This is a genomic window from Pseudomonas sp. AC016, from assembly GCF_979253365.1.
Map to the genome: position 1 here is coordinate 618,431 of NZ_CEEDCC010000001.1, position 17,422 is coordinate 635,852.

At 58.1% G+C, this 17,422-nt stretch carries 3 protein-coding genes; all 3 read right to left on the reverse strand.

Translation table 11 applies throughout. From position 1 onward, the window contains the following. Window positions 1-74: 74 nt before the first annotated feature. Genes AC0IXS_RS02615 through AC0IXS_RS02625 form a run of 3 tightly spaced genes read right to left on the reverse strand, consistent with a single transcriptional unit; the run spans window position 75 to window position 17,307 of the window. Window positions 75-554, reverse strand: a complete 480-nt coding sequence (locus tag AC0IXS_RS02615) for a pentapeptide repeat-containing protein (protein WP_081021790.1) — start codon at window positions 552-554, stop codon at window positions 75-77. Continuing rightward, window positions 551-15,550 carry a two-partner secretion domain-containing protein gene (locus AC0IXS_RS02620; RefSeq protein ID WP_471823675.1) on the reverse strand — a complete coding sequence of 5,000 codons (15,000 nt, stop codon included), beginning with the start codon at window positions 15,548-15,550 and terminating at the stop codon, window positions 551-553. Before AC0IXS_RS02620 ends, AC0IXS_RS02615 begins: the two co-directional genes overlap by 4 nt. A 38-nt stretch (window positions 15,551-15,588) precedes the next feature. Then, window positions 15,589-17,307 (reverse strand): ShlB/FhaC/HecB family hemolysin secretion/activation protein, encoded by a 1,719-nt coding sequence (locus AC0IXS_RS02625; protein WP_471823677.1) that lies wholly within the window; start codon window positions 17,305-17,307, stop codon window positions 15,589-15,591. Between the last annotated feature and the right edge of the window lie 115 nt (window positions 17,308-17,422).

Here is a 17,422-nt window from a genome sequence, read left to right on the forward strand (position 1 = left end):
CCAAGTCCGTGTAGCCTTGTCAAACTTTAGCTTTACTGCACCAGCCCCTTTTGCACCGAGTAAAGAGATTAAAATTATACTTTGGTCGCACCAAACATTACAGGATCGAAACCTTCAGGCCAAACTGTCCATTCGTTATATATAGCACCAGAAAAAAAAGCACTTTCTATTCTTTTAACGTCAAAATTAACATTGCATAAATTAGCTCTTATGAAACTAGCACCACAAACATCTGCATTTTCCAGACCAGACGATGAAAGGTCTGCCCCGGTAAAGTCAGCCCCAATTGCTATAACATTTGAAAGATCCGCCCTCTTCATCTGCACGCCAACTAGTGTCGCGTTCATAAGAGCAGCACCATGCATTACCACCCCATTCAATATAGAGTAATTAAAAGACGCATTTCTCAAATTCGAGTTTGTAAAATCTGCTCCCGAAACATCAAAATTGTCAAAAATTGCACGATGAAGCTCCAGCCCACTAAATATTGAATTAGCTAGACCATCCAAAGGCAAATCCAGTGTCTCACCTGTCTCAAAGCAGATAGTTATCATCTGTTCCCCCAATCTACCGGATCAATTTTTACATCTGATACAGGTTTGGTCTGTCCAGCTTTGCTGGGCGACAAAGTTCCTGGAGTCACCTCTGGACTTCGCCCTAATATTTTCGCAGCGATATAACGATGATTCCCATCAACAATTATATCGCCATCCATCTTAATTGGAGGAGCGACATCCCCCTTAAGAAGACGATCAACGTATCTCTGAACTGCAGGTAATGAAACAAAATTTTGACCGCTAATAGCAGGATCACCTTGTAATGCTTTTTGAATGATCTCTGGCGTTACATCTGCCCCTTTAGAAACCAAAGGCCCCTGCACTGTCGCTTTTGCACCAACAATCCCGTCATAAGCATAAACTTTTTCACCTGCTTTCGCACCAACCCCGTACTCCCCCAACAGCAGCTTTCCCGTCCCCCGCAACAGCAGCATCTCGCCCACCGACATGGCAGCGGCTGTGCCAGCTGCCGACAGAGCGCTGTTCTCAGGAGTAGCGTTGCTGGGGTTGAACGAGCTGATGACTCGTTCACCCTCGGTCGACACATACGGAGCTGTGATCGTACCCGCCGAGTCCCATGCATTGGCGAACGACAGTGCTGACAAACCGCTCAGGCCGATTGGGGCGAGGCAGCCTATGCCTGTCAAACACGCCGGTGAAGCGGCGGCGGCTCCCAGTGCGGACGATCCACCAATAAAGGTGTTAACGCCCGTGCTAATGGCGGCACCGCTTCGTGTCACGAACTCGTCTTGCCTTGCAGCGAAGTCGTCAACGCTGTCCAGATAGCCGTATTCGAACCGCCCTGTTGCCTTGAGCTCGTTGAGTTCGCGAGTGAAGGCAGCTCCGGCTGTTTCAAGCGCCTTGAGTTCCGGGTAGCGTTCGTCGGACGTCGGCAACGAAGCGCTGCAATGCACAAGCGCGCACGCCGCGGCGTCAAAGCGCAGCGCACGATCCGGATTTTCATTACGCGTCTTTTCCAGCGCCATGGCCTCCTGCTGGTGCAAACCGCGGTTGTATTGGGTGGCGTTACGTGCGACCCAAGTGCCCTTCTCCAGCTGTTTTCCATCGCCATTGTCTTGAGTCGCTGCGGCCAGCAGACCGATCATCTGCGAGCCCGCCGTCAGCAAGTCGGGGTTGCCGTTCACAAGGGTGCTCAGTTGATCGACAACCAGCTCGTTTGCCCCGGCCGCGATGGCACCAGTCCTGAAATCGCCTCCTGATGCTTCTGCCAACAGACCGCCGACCAGTGCATGGGCAAAGACTTTTTGAGGGCTACCGTCGTCGTATTTGCCAAAGCTGTAGTCACCCACTGCGCTGAAGCTGTAAGCCGCCAGCGTATTGAAAAACGCCGTATTCAACGCATCCTTGCCGCTGCCACCCTGGCCCAACGCTTTGCTCAGTACTGTGGATGTACCGTTTTGCAAAAGCTGATTGGCACCGAAACGACCTACGTTTTCCCAAGAGTTGAGCGGAGCAGTGGTAATTTTGTTGGTGTTGGAATTGGTCAGCGTGCCCGTCCACTCATTGAAATATGCGGTGGTCAGGCCAGCTGTGACGCCGGAAATGACGTAACCCTTCATCGCGCTCGAAGACGTTACGTCCTGAGCAACTTTGCCCAGATTGCCTCTGTTGTTCACCACACTGACGGTGGCATTGGTCGCTGCACTGGTCGCCACGACGCTGCCCACCGAAGCCGCCACGCTGCCCATACCCGCCATAGCCCCCATGACAGCAGGACCTACGAAGGCGGCCATGAAGATGGCGATGGCCATCTGGGCACCGACGCCCAATCCAGAATTGCTGTATTTGAAACTCTCGTGAATTTCCCGGACCTGCCGCCAATCCACATCCCCGCGCTTATCCGCTTCCTTGAGCCAAGCCAACTGCGGATCAGCCTTGACCATCGCATCAATCGTCTGGCTGACGCTCTGTTGATCGATCTGCTTGATGTCGATTTTCAGTCCATCGACCGCCCGAATGGCCAGTTCGCCTTTGGCCACCAGCTCACTCTGGCGCAGCGTCTCATCAGTGTTGCCCTTGCCACTCATTGAGTTCCAGGCAAGGTCACCTTTACTCTTCTCGTGACTCTCCTGATGCAGGTCTTTAACCCCCTCAAACGTCACCGACCCGCCGCTTTGAATCGTCAGGTCCTTGCCGCTCTCCAGCTTCGCCACCTGATACTTCTGATCCCCGCCGCTGGCCAGCACCAGGTTTCCACCCGCAGTAATCTCGCTGCCGATGTTCTTCACATCGGTCACTTCATCGCGCTGGGTCTTGCTGGCGCCGAAGCCGCCTTTTTTCTTCATGTCGTACAGCGAGTAATCGCTGTCTTGTGCCGCGAGGATGTCGAGGTTTTCACCGGCCACCAGTGATGCATCTGTTCCGGCAGTGATACGACTGGAGATCACTGCGAGGTTCTGGCCGGCCTGCAACGCTACGCTGCCACCCGCTTTCAGATCCGAAGACACTTGGCTGACATGATCTTCCTGCTCGGTCACCTTCTTGCTTTTGCTATACGAATGCTCTTCATCAGCCGCTGACGACAACGTCAGGTTTTCGGTTGCCGCCATGGCAATGTCGCGTTTGGCGTCGATGTTGCTCGCAATCACGCTGATGTCACGGCCGGCCTGGGCCGTCAGGTCACGTCCCGCAGTGACACTGGAACCCAGTTGCTTGATGCTCGAATCGGTATGGTTTACCCCGTTTGTCTGGCCTTCCTCGGTCCGGGCCGAGTCAATGCTGATATCGCGACCTGCAACCAGGCTGATATCGCGGCCAGCCTGGAGCACGCCACCGGTGTTTTTGAGGTCGCGTCCGGCATTGATGGTCAGGTCGTTGGCAGACTCGATGCGCGCCGCGCTGTCAGCGAAATCCTGCCGCCAGGTAGCATCATTTGCAGCACTCTGGTGGCTGGTGACTGTCCGCTCGTTGATGACATCTCCCCGCACTGCGGTCAGCGACACATCGCGGCCGTACAGGATGCCGCCGGCCTTGTTGATCAGGTCGTTACCTGCCAGCAGATCTAGTCGATTTCCTGCTGCGATCAATCCGCTGTTGACCAGGTCGTTACCCGCGATGGCCGAAAGGTTGTTGGTCGCGTGCAGGGTGCCGACGTTGGTCAGATCCTGCCCGGCGATCAGGTTCAGGTCGTTACCCGCAATCAAGGCGCCGTTCGGGCCAAGCCGGTTGTCGGCCTGAGCCATGTACAGCACTGGCACCAGCACTTTCTCACCATTCACTTCGTGCTCTTCGAGCCAGACGATGTCATGGGTCAATGCGGCGACTTGCTGTGAGTTCAGTGACACGCCGACTGCCAGATTCAGCTGCTGCTTGCTGGCAATGGCGTTGTTCATCAGGTACTTGAACTGAGCCTCGTTGGAGGTCTGGCCATCAATGAACGTCTGGCCGGTTCGGGCAACGACGGCTTGCTGAACAAGGCGTTGCTCATACAAGCCGTCGCCCAGACGCTTGGCGCTGACTTCGGGGTCATAGCCAAGGCCTGCGAGCAGGTAATCCGAACTCATGAACTGCCTGAGGTCAGTCAGAACAGGATTGGTTTCGATCAGGTATTTCTGGGGTTTCGAGACAGAGTTGCTGCTGGGTAGACCCTGAACTCTTTGAACACTTTGCGCTGCCGCAGCGGCGACCGGGGTGATCGTGTTGACCTGATTCGCAACAAGGCCAGGCCCGTTTGCCGGTATCCGGTTGCCTTGAGCGTCGGTCGTCACCTGACCGGCTTTGGCGATCTGGATGCCCTGCACCACTCCAGCGTTCTGAGTCGCCGAGCTACCGGAAGAGATGGCGGTGACAGCTGGCAGGCCCGTGGTTGCGCCTGCATTCTGGACAAGCAGTAGCGCACCGCTTCCCTGGTTGTTGGTCGCCACGCCGGTCACGCTATCGACATTGGTCATACCGGCTGAACCAGAGGTGTGACCAGGCAGTACGAGTCCACCAACAGGAGAAGCATTTGGCGCACTGGTATCGAAGGCGGATGTATTGGCACTTACACCCGCACTTTGCCGTGTTACTGACGCGATCTGGCGAGTGGCACTGGATATCTGATCAACCGAGCCAATCTGGATGGTACTTGCCTGTGCATCAGAAGCGGTTTGCTCGCGTTGAGCGACGGATACCGCTGCGCTGCCCATTGTCCAGCTTTGTGGCAGGCCAACGGGTTGAGCGACAGAAGCAGCGGTGCCGGTCTGGCCGCTCAGGCGGAACAGACCGTTCTGGCCGGTCGGCAGACTGAAGCCTGGCAGGCTTAACGGATTGACTTGTTGCTGGGCCAGGTCTGGCGGCAATTGCTGATTGACGGTAATACGCGTGGAGAATTGACTGCCCGGAGCGTTGGTGTCAGTACGCGAACCGCCGCTCACGTAGCTGTAGCCAGCCCGTACGACATTGTTTCCGATATTGTTACTTGCGTTAACATTCACCGCGCCGGCGGCCTGGATAATGGCGGCATAGCTCTGATCGCCGTTGCTTAACTGAGTGACTTTGTGGAACTCGGGCAAGTCGGTTTCGGTCAGGCGGATGAAGTCGGCCATTGCGGCCTCAAGGCCGCTTAGGTTATTGGCGTCATAACCACTGCTGGCAGACCAGTACTTATCAGTGAAGTCTTTAGCAGCTATCACCCAGGCGCTGGCGTTGTCGGTACGCATGCTGCGAAACGAACGCATCGTTTCGGTATCGCTGGTCTCTACACCGGTATTGGTCAGGTTGTTAAGCGTGGCGGTGAGGTTGCCGCTGGTAGCAATGGTGCTGCTCTGGTTGAGCAGATCGCCGCCGTTGATGTTCAGATTACCGCCAGTTGTGATGCTGGACGCCGCACTGGCGGCAGTCACTTCCAGTTTTTCACGCTGGATGATGTCCCAGGTATGAGTTTGTGTATCGTCGCTGCAGTCGTTGTTGTAGAACTGCCGATTGCATGCGCCCTCATCAATCCTTGCCGTGTAGATACCGCCATTACTGGTGGTTAGAATTGCACGGATGTTTTGTATCGTGCTTGCCGCCAGGCTCATGCTGCCGTCACTCTGGATCGTCGCCGAGCTATTGACGATGCTGTCGGCCAGGGCGCCTTGCCCGTTACGGTCAATGGTGAGATTACCCAGACTGTAGATGTCGGCGTAACTGTTGTTCAGCGCACTGACCCGCAGGCTCATATTGCCGCCGCTGAAGATCAGCCCGCGATCATTGACCAGTGAGCCAGTGGTCACGGTCAGCGCCTGAGCGCTACCCAGCGTGCCCTGGTTGTTGATCCCGCCTGCGTTGACCGTCAGGTTATTCGCCGAGGTGAGGCGACCGGCGTTGTTCAGTTGCCCCCCTGCCGTCACGGTGGTGTCACCGCCTCCGCTGATGGTCGTAGCGGCATTAAGGTTCACTTGCGCTGCGCTGAGTCCAAGCGTACCCAGACTGCTGAGGCGACCATTGCCTGCGTAGGTACCACCGATGTTGAGATTTATCGCGCCATCACTGGCGATCAACCCGTCGTTGGTCCAGTTGCCACCCGTGCCGACGAAGCTGCTGGAAGCGAGCAATTGGCCGCTGGCGGTCTGGCTGAAGTTATTGACGTTGACGTTGAGGCGTCCAGCCTGGATTACGTTGCTATTGCTCCAACTGTCGGCGTTGAGGGTCAGACCGCCACGGGTGACGATCGAACCACCGGCTCCGGAAACGTTGGGAGTGGAGATATCGAAGGTCCCACCGCCCGTGTGCAGGAGCGAACCGCCGCCATTGAGGAAACTGGCAGTGTTTAGGATCAGATCGGTGTTGGCGCTTTCCAGGGTGCCGTTGCGGTTATCGAACAAGTTGCCGATCTGGAAGTTTGTAGCGCCACCACCGCCCAGCGCACGCAGTTGCCCGGTCTGGTTGTCCAGACTGGCAGCTGTGACGGCCAGGGTGCTGTCGCTTTCGATGATACCGAAGCGGTTGTTCAGTGCGCCGCTCAGGTTCAGTTCGACCTGGCCGCCGGCGATCTGACCGTCATTGTCGCCGCTGTTGTCGAAGTTGACACCGGTGACCCGCACCAGGCCTTTGGCGTAAAGGCCGCCATTGCGGTTGTCGAAGCCCGGGGTGTTGATCAGTGCTTCGCCGCCGCGTGCGGAAACTCGCCCACCGTAGTTGTCGAAACCGCCCAGCGCGGTCAGGTTGAGGCGCTGCGCCTGGATGATGCCGCCCTGACGGTTGGCGTCGTAACCATTTCTCAGTACCCCGGTGACGTTTGACGTGAACAGACCTTGCAGGCTGGACAGCACCCCGCCCTGACTGTAAAGGTCGACGCCGCTCAGGTTCAGGTCACCGCTCTGAGCAATGATCCGACCGTTCTGGTTGTCGACGGTGCCAGCAGCGTCAACCCGAAGTGCGCCTGCGCTCTGCACCGTACCCCGAACGTTTGACAGGCTCGCCGCCTGGATACCCGCATTGCCGCCCTGACTGTAGATCAGGCCATCCGCATCGTTGAGGACACTGCCGTTGGCGATGACCGTCAATGTGTTGTTGGCTGCAATTGTGCCGCGGTTGCGGTTGTCCAGTTGACCCGATGTATTGAGGGTCATCAGGCTCTGGCTGATCAGTTGCCCCGCCTGGTTGTTGATCGCTGTGCTACGCCGCAACAGCAAATTACCGCCGCTGGCCAGCTTGCCATTGGTGTTGGTCAGACTCTCCAGCAAGTCCAGCGTCACCGCCCCCTTGCTGCTGAGGCTGCCGGCACTGTTATCGATACTTCGGCCTTCGAAGCTGAAATCCTGCTGGGCGGCCAGGTCACCCGACGCGTTGCTCAGGGCATTGGCCCTGATCACCAGTCCGGCGCCGCTGTCGATCAGGCCGTTCTGACTGTTATTCAGCAGGCCCGTCACGGTGAGGGTCTGGGCTGTACCACTGGAAAGGATGCCGCCGCTGTTATCGAGGCTGTCAGCGCTTACGTTCAGGGTGTTCTGGCTGACCAACGCCCCGTTGCCGCCATTAAGCAGCTCACCGCTCAGGCTGACTCCGACATTGCCACTGCGACTGGACAGCGTGCCGTTGGTACGGTTATCGAGACGATTGCCCGAAACGTTGAGGCCCTGCCAGCCGGAGATCAAGCCGTTCTGATTCAGCAGATTGGTCGCGCTGACGGTCAGTACGTTGCTGCTGATCAGCTTGCCACTGCTGTTGTCGAGGGTGCGGCCATTGAAGGTGAAACTCTGTGCGCTGGAGACTTCGCCAGACCGGTTGTTCAGGTCGCGCAGGCGATCAAGCGTCAGAGTCCCGTCAGCGGTAATCAGACCGCCGACGTTGTTAAGGTCGTTGCCTTGCATGTCGATGGACAGCCCGGCATCGCTCATCAAGCGTCCGCCGTTAAGCGACAGAGCATTGAGCACCAGGGTCATGTCGCGGGCAGCCGACACTTCGCCGCCGTTGCCGGACTCAAGGCTCCCGGCAGTCAGATTCAAGGAGCCGGTGCTGTTGATCAGGCCCTTCGCTGCGTTGTTGATCGATGCCGTATTGAGAATCAGGCTAGTGCCTCCCAATACCTGACCGCTCTGGTTATCGACGCTGGCTGCGCCCATCTTGAGCGCCTGAGCAGCGTTGATCAGACCTTTGTCGCGGTTGGTCAGCGCACCGGTGACAGTGAGGTCAAGATTGTTACGGCTGGTCAGCGTACCGCCGCTGTTGTCGAGGGTATTGGCGGTGGTATCAACACCGGCTGCGGCGATCATGCCTTTGACGTTGGTCAACGCACGGGCAATGCGCAGGGTCAGCAGTTGGTTGCTGAGCAGTTTGCCGCCGCTGTTATCCAGTTGCTGGGCGTTGACGGTAAATGCCTGAGTGCTGGAGATTTCACCATTCTGGTTCAGAACCTCGTTGACGTTTTTCAGCAGCAGTGCGCCTGGTGCATTGATCAGGCCGTTCTGGTTGTTCAACTGGCCGCTGTTCAGGTCCAGGCTCAAGGAGGTGTTGCTGAACAGGCTGCCGCCCTGCTGATCCAGACGGCTGACGCTGGCAGTCAGCGCCTGGCTGCTGCCGATGCTGCCGCCATTGCTATTGGTCAGTCGGGCGGTCGTCAGGTCCAAACGATTGTTGCTGCTGACGCGACCGTTCTGGCTGTTGTCGAAATCCCCGGTCCTCAGGGTCAGCAACCCTTTACCGCTGATAGTGCCTTTCTGGCTGTTATCAAGACTGGCACTTTTCAGATCCAGTGCACCGTCAGTCACCAGCCTGCCGCCGCGATTACCGATTGCCCCGGTGCTGTCTAGGGTCAGGGTTCCGGCACTGGAAATGCTGCCCGCGTTGTTGGTCAGACTGCTGGCCTTCAATGCCAGGATATCTTCGCTGCTGATCAGGCCCTGGCTATTATCGAGTGCCGCAGACAAGTCAATACTGATGGCTTTGAGTGCATTGATTCCGCCGCCTGTGTTGTCCAGCCTGCTGCCTACCAGCGTCAAGCCATCCTGGCCGGAGATTAAACCATTCGCACGGTTAATGACCTGCGAGACATTCAGGTTGATTGCTTTCTTTGCGAGGATCTGACCGTTGTCACTGTTGTCCAGTTGCTGGCCCGTGAGAGTCATCGTGTCTTGGCTGGACAGCTCACCGCCTCGGTTATCGATGTGGGCGACATTGATATCAAGGGCTTTGGTGGCACCAATAAAGCCGTTCTGGCGGTTATCCAGTGTGTCGCCACGCAAGGTCAACGTGCCTTGAGCAAGCATCTGCCCACCCAACTGCTGGAGGCTGCCAATCTGTGCTTCTAGGTTTTGCTTGCTGGCAAGCTGACCGAGACCGTTGTCCACAGTCGCGGCGACAAGCTTTACATCGCCGTCGCCGATCAGTGTGCCTTTGACGTTGGTCAGGGTGGTATCTACCGCCACGTCCAGACCCGCGCGACTGCTGATCAAGCCTTCGGTATTGTCCAGACTGGCGCTGCTGGTTTTCAACGTCGCGCCGGAAATAGTACCTTTGACGTTACTCAGCGCTTTGTTCACGATCAGCGTGAGGGCCTGACTGCTCAGCAACTTGCCGCCGCTGTTATCGAGGCTGTCGACGTTCAATGTGAACGCCTGCGCACTGGAGATTTCACCGTTCTGGTTGGCGACACCTTTAAGGTTTTTCAGCAACAACACGCCGGGAGCGTTAATCAAACCGCCCTGATTGTTCAATTGCCCGTTATTCAGGTCGAGACTCAGCGAGGTGTTGCTGAAAAGCTCACCGGACTGTTGATCAAGGCTGGTCACGCTGGCCGTCAACGCCAGTGCACTGGCGATTCGCCCAGCGTTCTGGTTGATGACCTTGCCTGCGGTCAGCTGCAGCGTGTCGCTGCTGGTCAGGCGGCCCTGACTGTTGTCGAACGTACCCGTTGTGACCTGAGTGGCCCCCTTGCCAGCAATTTTGCCCGCCCGGCTGTTGTCCAGACTTGCGCTATTCAGCGTAAGGGTAGCGTCAGTGGTGACAGATCCAGACTGGTTGTTCAGAACCCCGACCGTGGTGACATTCATGGCGTCTGCACTGGACAGGCTGCCCGAAACGTTTTGAAGGGACGCAGCGTTGATCGTCAGGGCTGATTCGCTGCTGAGCAGACCACTGGTATTGTCCAGCGCACCGGACACATCAATATTCATATCCTGCTGGCTGGCCAGCGTACCGCCCACGTTATCCAGACGCGTAGCCTCAAGACGCAGGGTGTTGCCAAACAACAGGCCTTTGTTCAGGTTGATCACGCGCGCGACTTTCAGCCCAAGCGCGGTCCCCGCCAAGACTTTACCGCCGTCGCTGTTGTTCAGCGCCTGGCCAACGATATTTACACCAACCTGGCTGGACAATTCACCAGCCCTGTTGTCGATGTCGGTTACATTGATTTTCAGCGCTTTTGTTGAGCCGACCAACCCGCCTGACCGGTTATCGAGGCTATCACCGGTCAGACTCAGATTGCCCTGCGCAACCAGCTCACCGCCTTGCTGGGTCAGGCTGCCAATTTTGGCGGCCAGGTCCGCCTGACTGGCGATACGGCCTTTGCCATTGAGCACGCTGTCGACCTGCAGTTGCATCAAGCCAGCTGCGTTGAGCAAGCCGCTCTGGTTATCCAGACGCGCGCCGACCAACTCGAGATCGGCATTACTGAAAATAACGCCTTTTTGATCGGCGCTCAGACCGGTCTGGCTGTTATCGAGTGCCCCCACGAACAGCTGCATGCCTTTCTCGGCACGAATCGAACCGCCACGGTTATCCACGCCGTCACTGCGAATCATCAGCAGGTTCTGTGCAGCGATACGGCCGCCACGGTTGTCCAGTGCCTTGCTCGACAGGTACATCAAGCCCTTGGCTTGCAAACTGCCACCCGCGCTATTGTCCAAAGCGCCGGACAGATCGACAGTCAGTTGACCATCCGTGACCAGCGCGCCGGACTGGCGGTTATCAAGACTCGCAGCGCTTATTTCGAGCCCCTTCCCTGCACCTAGCGTTCCCGCCCGGCTATCGATGGATTCAGTGATGACCAGTTTCAGAAACTGATCGGCCATAATCTGGCCAGCGGCGTTGTCGATGCTCAATGCGTTCAGGCGAGTGCTACCGGCGCTGGTCACTTCACCATTTCGGCTCGATAGCTTCCCGGTGATATTCACCAGCAGATCAGCATCGCTGCTCACGCTGCCGCTGTCGTTATTCATTTCTCCAGCGGCTATATCAATGCCATTGCCGGAAACCAGGCCGCGCAGGTTGGTCAGCAGTTTATCTACACGCACAACCAGTGCCTCATCACTGAGCACCGATCCTCCGGTGTTGTCCAGCGAAGTAGCGGCCAGCATAAAACCGTTGGCGCTGGAGATTTCGCCGTTCTGGTTGTTGACCGACGTCAGGTTTTTCAACAGTAACTGGCCCGGCGCGATGATCAGTCCACCTTGGTTGTTCAGCGCTCCATTGCTCAGGTCGAGACTGACGTCCTGGTTGCTGTACAGTCGGCCGTCATTGCTCTGGTAAAGCCCCGTGACCACCGCAGTCAGGGCCATGGCGCTCGCAATACGCCCGGCATCACTGTTGTTGACCTGCCCGGCGTCGAGCTGGAGGGTTCCGGTACTGGTCAGACGACCGCCTTGCCGGTTATCGAAGGTGCCTGTGGCGAGTTTTACTCCGTTGCCTGCAATACGGCCGCTCTGGCTGTTGTCGAGACTGCCGCTGGAAAGCGACAGATTTACATCACTGAGAATCTGTCCGCCACGGTTCACTAAAGCCCCATCAACAACCATAACCGAGACGCCGGAACTGGTGATACTACCTGCGGTGTTGCCAAGAGAGCCTGCGTGCATATCAAGCTCGCCATCGCTTCGTAGTGCACCCCGATCGTTGTCCAGCGCTCCTGCAACGTTCAGATCCAGCCTGTTTTTGGCGTAGACGCTACCGCTGGCACTGTTAGCCAGTTGCCCCAGCTTCAGGCGCACACTCTGCTGGCCGGAAATGGCACCCGCGCCCTGATTATTCAAACTGTCGGCGTCGAGCAACAGCGCACCATTGGCCAGTAGACGGCCCTTGCCACTGTTATCGAACTGGCCGACGGTTGCGGTCAGGTCTGCGAGGCTGGAGAGTTCTGCGTTACGGTTGTCCAGCGTCGCAGCACTCAGTTCCACGCCGGTAGCAGAAATCAAGCCGCGCAGGTTGGTCAGCAACTGCGCGACACGGACGATCAAAGCCTTGTCGCTGATGACTGAACCGCCGGTGTTATCCAGCGAAGTGGCGGCCAGCGTAAAGCCATTGGCGCTGGAAATTTCACCACTCTGATTGGTGACCGTGTTCAGGTTTTTAAGCAGAAGTTGGCCGGGGGACGTGATCAGACCGCCGAGGTTGTTCAGCACACCGTTGTTCAAGTCGAGGCTGACGTCACTGTTACCGTACAGGCGACCGTCGTTGCTCTGATCAAGCCCGGTGACGTTAGCGCTCAGCGCCTTCGCGGCAGCGATACGGCCCGCATCACCGTTATTGACCTGGGTGGCTGTCAGATCAAGCACATCCGTGCTGGTCAAGCGACCGCCCTGCTGGTTGTTGAACGCCCCGGTATCGACCGTTACGCCTTTGCCTGCAATGCGCCCATTCTTGCTGTTATCCAGACTCGCGCTATCGAGCGTCAGGTCGGTACTACTCAGTATTTCGCCGCCCTGACTGACAACGTCTCCGGTCACAGTCAGCAAAGCGCTTTCAGCACTGGTGATACTGCCGCCGGTATTGGCAAGCGAAGCGGCATTCAACTTCAGCGTGCCATCGCTGCGTACAACACCCTGATCGTTGTTCAGCACACCAGTGACGTTGAGGCCCAGGCTGTTTTTACCGTAAACACGACCACTGCCCGTATTGGTCAACTGGCCAAGATCAAGCTGTACACCGCGTTGACCGGAGACCGTGCCGGCGTTCCGGTTATTCAAATGGCCTGCAGTCAGCAGAAGTTTGCCGTTCGCCTGCAAACGCCCTTTCTCACTGTTGTCGAACTGGCCTACTGTGGCAGTCAGCTCGCCAAGGCTGGAAATCTCCGCTTCGTGGTTAAGCAAAGTCGCAGCGCGCAGATCGACACCGTTACCAGAAACCAGACCGCGAAGGTTAGTCAGCAGCTGATCGATTCTAACAATCAGTAACTGGTTACTGAGTACCGAACCTTCGGTATTGTCCAACGAAGTGGCCGCCAGCGAGAAACCATTCGCACTGGAAATCTCGCCGCTCCGGTTGTTCACCACATTCAGGTTTTTCAGCAGCAACTGACCGGGTGCGTTGATCAATCCATCCTGGTTGTTCAGCACACCGTTATTCAGATCCAGGCTGACATCACTGTTGCTATAAAGCCGACCATCACTGGTCTGATCAAGACCGGTGACCACTGCCGTCAGGGCCATGGCGCTGGCGATGCGACCTGCCTCGGTGTTGTTGACTTGAGCGGCAGTCAGCCCAAGGGAGCCGGTGCTGGTAAGACGGCCGTCCTTGTGGTTATCGAATGCGCCCGTGGTGACGGTCACGCCGTTCGCTGCAATGCGACCGCTCTGACTGTTGTCCAGCGAACCGCTGGTCAACGTCAGGCTGGCATCACTGAGCATCTGTCCGCCCTGGTTGACGACGGCCGCAGTGGTGGTAATCGAGGCCGTTCCGGCGCTGGTGACGCTGCCGCCGCTGCTGGCAAGGCTCGCCGCGCTCAGGTTCAGGGTGCCATCACTGCGCAGCACGCCCTGATCGTTATTCACGGCTCTGGTGGCAGTCACGCCCAGGTTGTTTCTGGCGTAGACGCTGCCCTTGCCGGTGTTGGTCAGTTGCCCCAGCGTCAGTTGCACGTTCTGCTGGCCGGACACTGATCCGGCGTTCTGGTTGTTCAGCGTGTCAGCTGTGAGCTGCAAGGCACCGTTGGCCAACAGGCGACCGCTGCTGCTGTTGTCGAACTGAACAAGCGTGGCGGTCAGGTTGCCAAGGCTGGAGATTTCCCCGGTGCGGTTGTCCACGGTGCCGGTGTTCAGCAGCAGGCCACCTGCAGAGTTGATGATGCCCAACTGGTTGAGCACCTGGCCGAAGATGCGCGCAGTCAATACAGCGCCGCTGGACAGTTTGCCTTGCTGGCTGTTGTCCAGCGTTTGGGCGGTGATGTTCAGATTGCCGCTGCTGCTGATCAGCCCGCTCTGTGCGTTCAGTACTTGAGAGGCATTGATGTCTGCGTTGCCACCCTGGCTCAAAATACGGCCGGACTGACGGTTGTCGATCACGCCCGCAGCAACCCATGCGCTGGCCTGTCCGTTCAGTGTGGCGCCCTGGTTGTTGAGCGTCTGGGTAACGGTCGCCTGCAAGGCGCGGCTGGCGGTGATGCTGCCGCTGTTGGTCAAGCTGTTGGCCGACAGGGTCACATCGCCCGAAGCGTTGCGGCTGTTGTCTGCGTTGACGCCCGCTTCGATCACGGCCGAGTTACGCAGTTGGCCGCCAGCGGACAGGGTCAGTGCATCGCGGGCAGCGACGTTCTGCCGGGTGGTGAGATCACCGCCGGTGGTCATCGCCAGCGAGGAACCGGCGTACACCGGCCCGTTGACTTCTGCGGTGTTGGCCCGCACGTTTACCGCGCCGCTCGCCGCCACCTGCATGACGTTGAGGTGGCCGTTGGCATCGATCTGGATATCGCCGCCGCTGGCCGCCAGGTCTCCGGCGAGCCTGACGCCGACGCCCGCTTCGGTACCGACCAGCCGGATGGCACCGGCGTACATGCCGCCCAGGGCCGAGCTGTCGATCGCCAGTTCCGGTTTGCTGCTGCCGTCGTCTGCCAGTGCCGTCGGGTTCAGGGTCTGTGCATCAACGTCGTTGCGACCGGTGATGATGTTGAGGCGCTTGGCGTGCAGTTCGGCGTTGATTTTCGCGCTGCGGGTGATGATGTCGAACTGGTCGACGTTGTCGGCATTCAGCCCTACGCCGTCAATCGAGATGCTGCCACCCTGAACGTTGAAGCGCTGCAGTTGACCGTTGGCGTCCAGAATCGGTTTGCCGGTGGTCAATGTGACCTGCGGCGTGTTGATGAACCCGCAGCCGTTGCAACTGATGCCATACGGGTTGGCGACGATGACGCGTGCCGCCTGCCCCGCCACTTCCGTGTAACCCCTGAGCTGGCTGGCATTGGCGCCGACCACTTCGTTGAGAATCGTGTTGGCCGCGGTGCCACGCAGGTTGGAGTTGCCGACGATGATGCCGCCCAGTTGGGTGCTCTGGGTCTGGTTGGTCGAGTTGTTGATGATCACACCCTGACTGTCGACGTTGTACTGCTGGAACTGGTTGTGCGACAGGCCGCTGGCATTGGGCGTGGCGATGTTGATGATGGGCACGCCATTGCCGGCTTGACCCAGCGTGGTCCCCGTGCCACTGACCGCGATGCCTTCGGCCTGGACCAGCAACGGCTGCCAGAACAGGGCATTGGCCAGAATCAGCGCAAGGCCACGTTTGGGCATTCCCCAGAAATGCTGGCGCTCGGTCAACGCCGCGGAAGGCTGACGGGCGAGCAGAGCGAACTGGTGAACGTCCATGTAAGTGACCTCGGAACGGAAAAGATGAAAAGGCTGGGTTACAGGAAGAAATCCACGCGGAAATAGATCGGCGATTCACGCTCGATCACGTCGGGACGTTCCAGGGAGCGGGCAAAGGTCACCGACGCGGCGACATGCTGGCCACGGGTAAACAGCTCAAACGAATTGCTGGACAGGCGGCCATGCTGATCGCCGTTGTAACGGTCGCCCTGGATCACGCCCTGGTCGTAACCGGCCGCGGCGCCATACTCGGCAAAGACCGGCCGTATCCAGTCGAGGGTGACCGGACGAGTCAGACGCACTTCGTTGCGCCAGTAGCCGCCACTGTCACCCGACAGAAACTGATCCTTGTAACCACGCACCGACGACGAGCCGCCCAGGCTCTGGCGCTGCGGGCTGAACAGCACATCTTCACTGCGCTGCCCGGTTGCAAGGCTGGTGAACGTCAGCTTCTCGCCCCATAACTGAAACGGTTGCAGGTAGCTGAGGGTGCCGGTGTATTTGCGATAGCGCGCATCGGCCTGGCCTGGACCCGGATCATGATTGCCCTGGGCGTCCAGCGCGCCAATGCCCTGTTGCATGCCCAGGTCGATGTTGAGAAACGCAGAGCCTATCCGGCGGCCGTGGTTGATGCCGAATTGCGCCTCAGTGATGCGGTTGCTGCTGAGTGCCAGCTTGCTGTCTTCTACATAGTTGTTGGTCCGCAGGTACGCCAGACCGGCATTGAGCGACGTCTTGCTCAGCGCGTCACGGTGCACGACCCGCTCAGCCCTGAACTGATGGTTCTGGCTGTCGCCGTCCTGCTTGAAATCGATATTGGACGCCTGCGCCACAGAACGATATTCGCTGGTGCTGTACAGGTAACTGAACGTCCACCAGCCCCACGGCATGCTGTACGACAGCGAGGCATTGCGAGAGGCTTTCTGGCGATCACTGATCGCATCGTGCCCGCCGCGCAGGCTGAACTGATCAGCCAGGCCCAGCGGGTTGTCCCACTCAAGACCGGCATTCCATTGCTGCTCACCGGTGCTGCGCTGACCTTCGTTGGTGCGCGACAGGTTTGCTCGCCAAGGCTTCTGCGGCGTGTTCTTGACCACCACATCACTGCCACCCACCGCCTCGCCAGGCGTCAGCTCCATTTGCGCTTGATTAGACGGCAGGCGATTGAGCTGATCGACCATCTGCTCGATCTCGCGCAGGTTCACCATCGTGCCTTCCTGACCTGGAAAGGTCATCGCCAGCTCACGCGCCGACAGGCCGCTGTCGGCAGCGCCACGCAGGTTCTCGAGCTTGCCTTCAATCACCAGCACCTGCAGGTCGCCTTTGGACAGATCCTGCTGCGGCAGATAAGCGCGCGTGGTCACCAGACCTTTTTCGATGTAGTGATCGGTGATGACCTTGAGCAGCTCGTTGAGCTGGGGAACGCCCAGGCATTGACCGATATAAGGCTTGATCAGGTCGTCGCGCTCAGCGGCTGAAAGCGAATCCGCGCCCTTGAGCTCGATACGATCGATCGTGAAACAGCGTGTGTCGGCAGGCGCGACCGGAGCAGCAGGCTCGGCTTGCTTGCCCGGCAGATCCTTGAGGTCTTCAAGGCGGCGTCGCTGCTCTTCAAGCAGGCGGTCCTGACGATCACGGATAAGGTCCTGCTCGCCGGGGGTAGTGGCGGCGAAAGCGGAAAGTGGCGCAGCGGCAAGCAGCGCCAGCACGGCCAATCTTGAAGCGAAAAGATGCACGACGCGTCCCTGCGATATCATATTGATATTAATTTCGGGCGCGATATTAGTTCGCCATTACACTGGCGTCAAATATTTGTACAACTTTGTACAAAATTTTATTACCGAGGCCAGATGAGCCCCGAGGCACTGAAAC

Excerpts from the sequence above, each read along its gene's own strand:
- AC0IXS_RS02620 (WP_471823675.1), bottom strand. The coding sequence starts at position 15,550 with ATGGACGTTCACCAGTTCGCTCTGCTCGCCCGTCAGCCTTCCGCGGCG.
- AC0IXS_RS02625 (WP_471823677.1), bottom strand. The coding sequence starts at position 17,307 with ATGATATCGCAGGGACGCGTCGTGCATCTTTTCGCTTCAAGATTGGCC.
- AC0IXS_RS02615 (WP_081021790.1), bottom strand. The coding sequence starts at position 554 with ATGATAACTATCTGCTTTGAGACAGGTGAGACACTGGATTTGCCTTTG.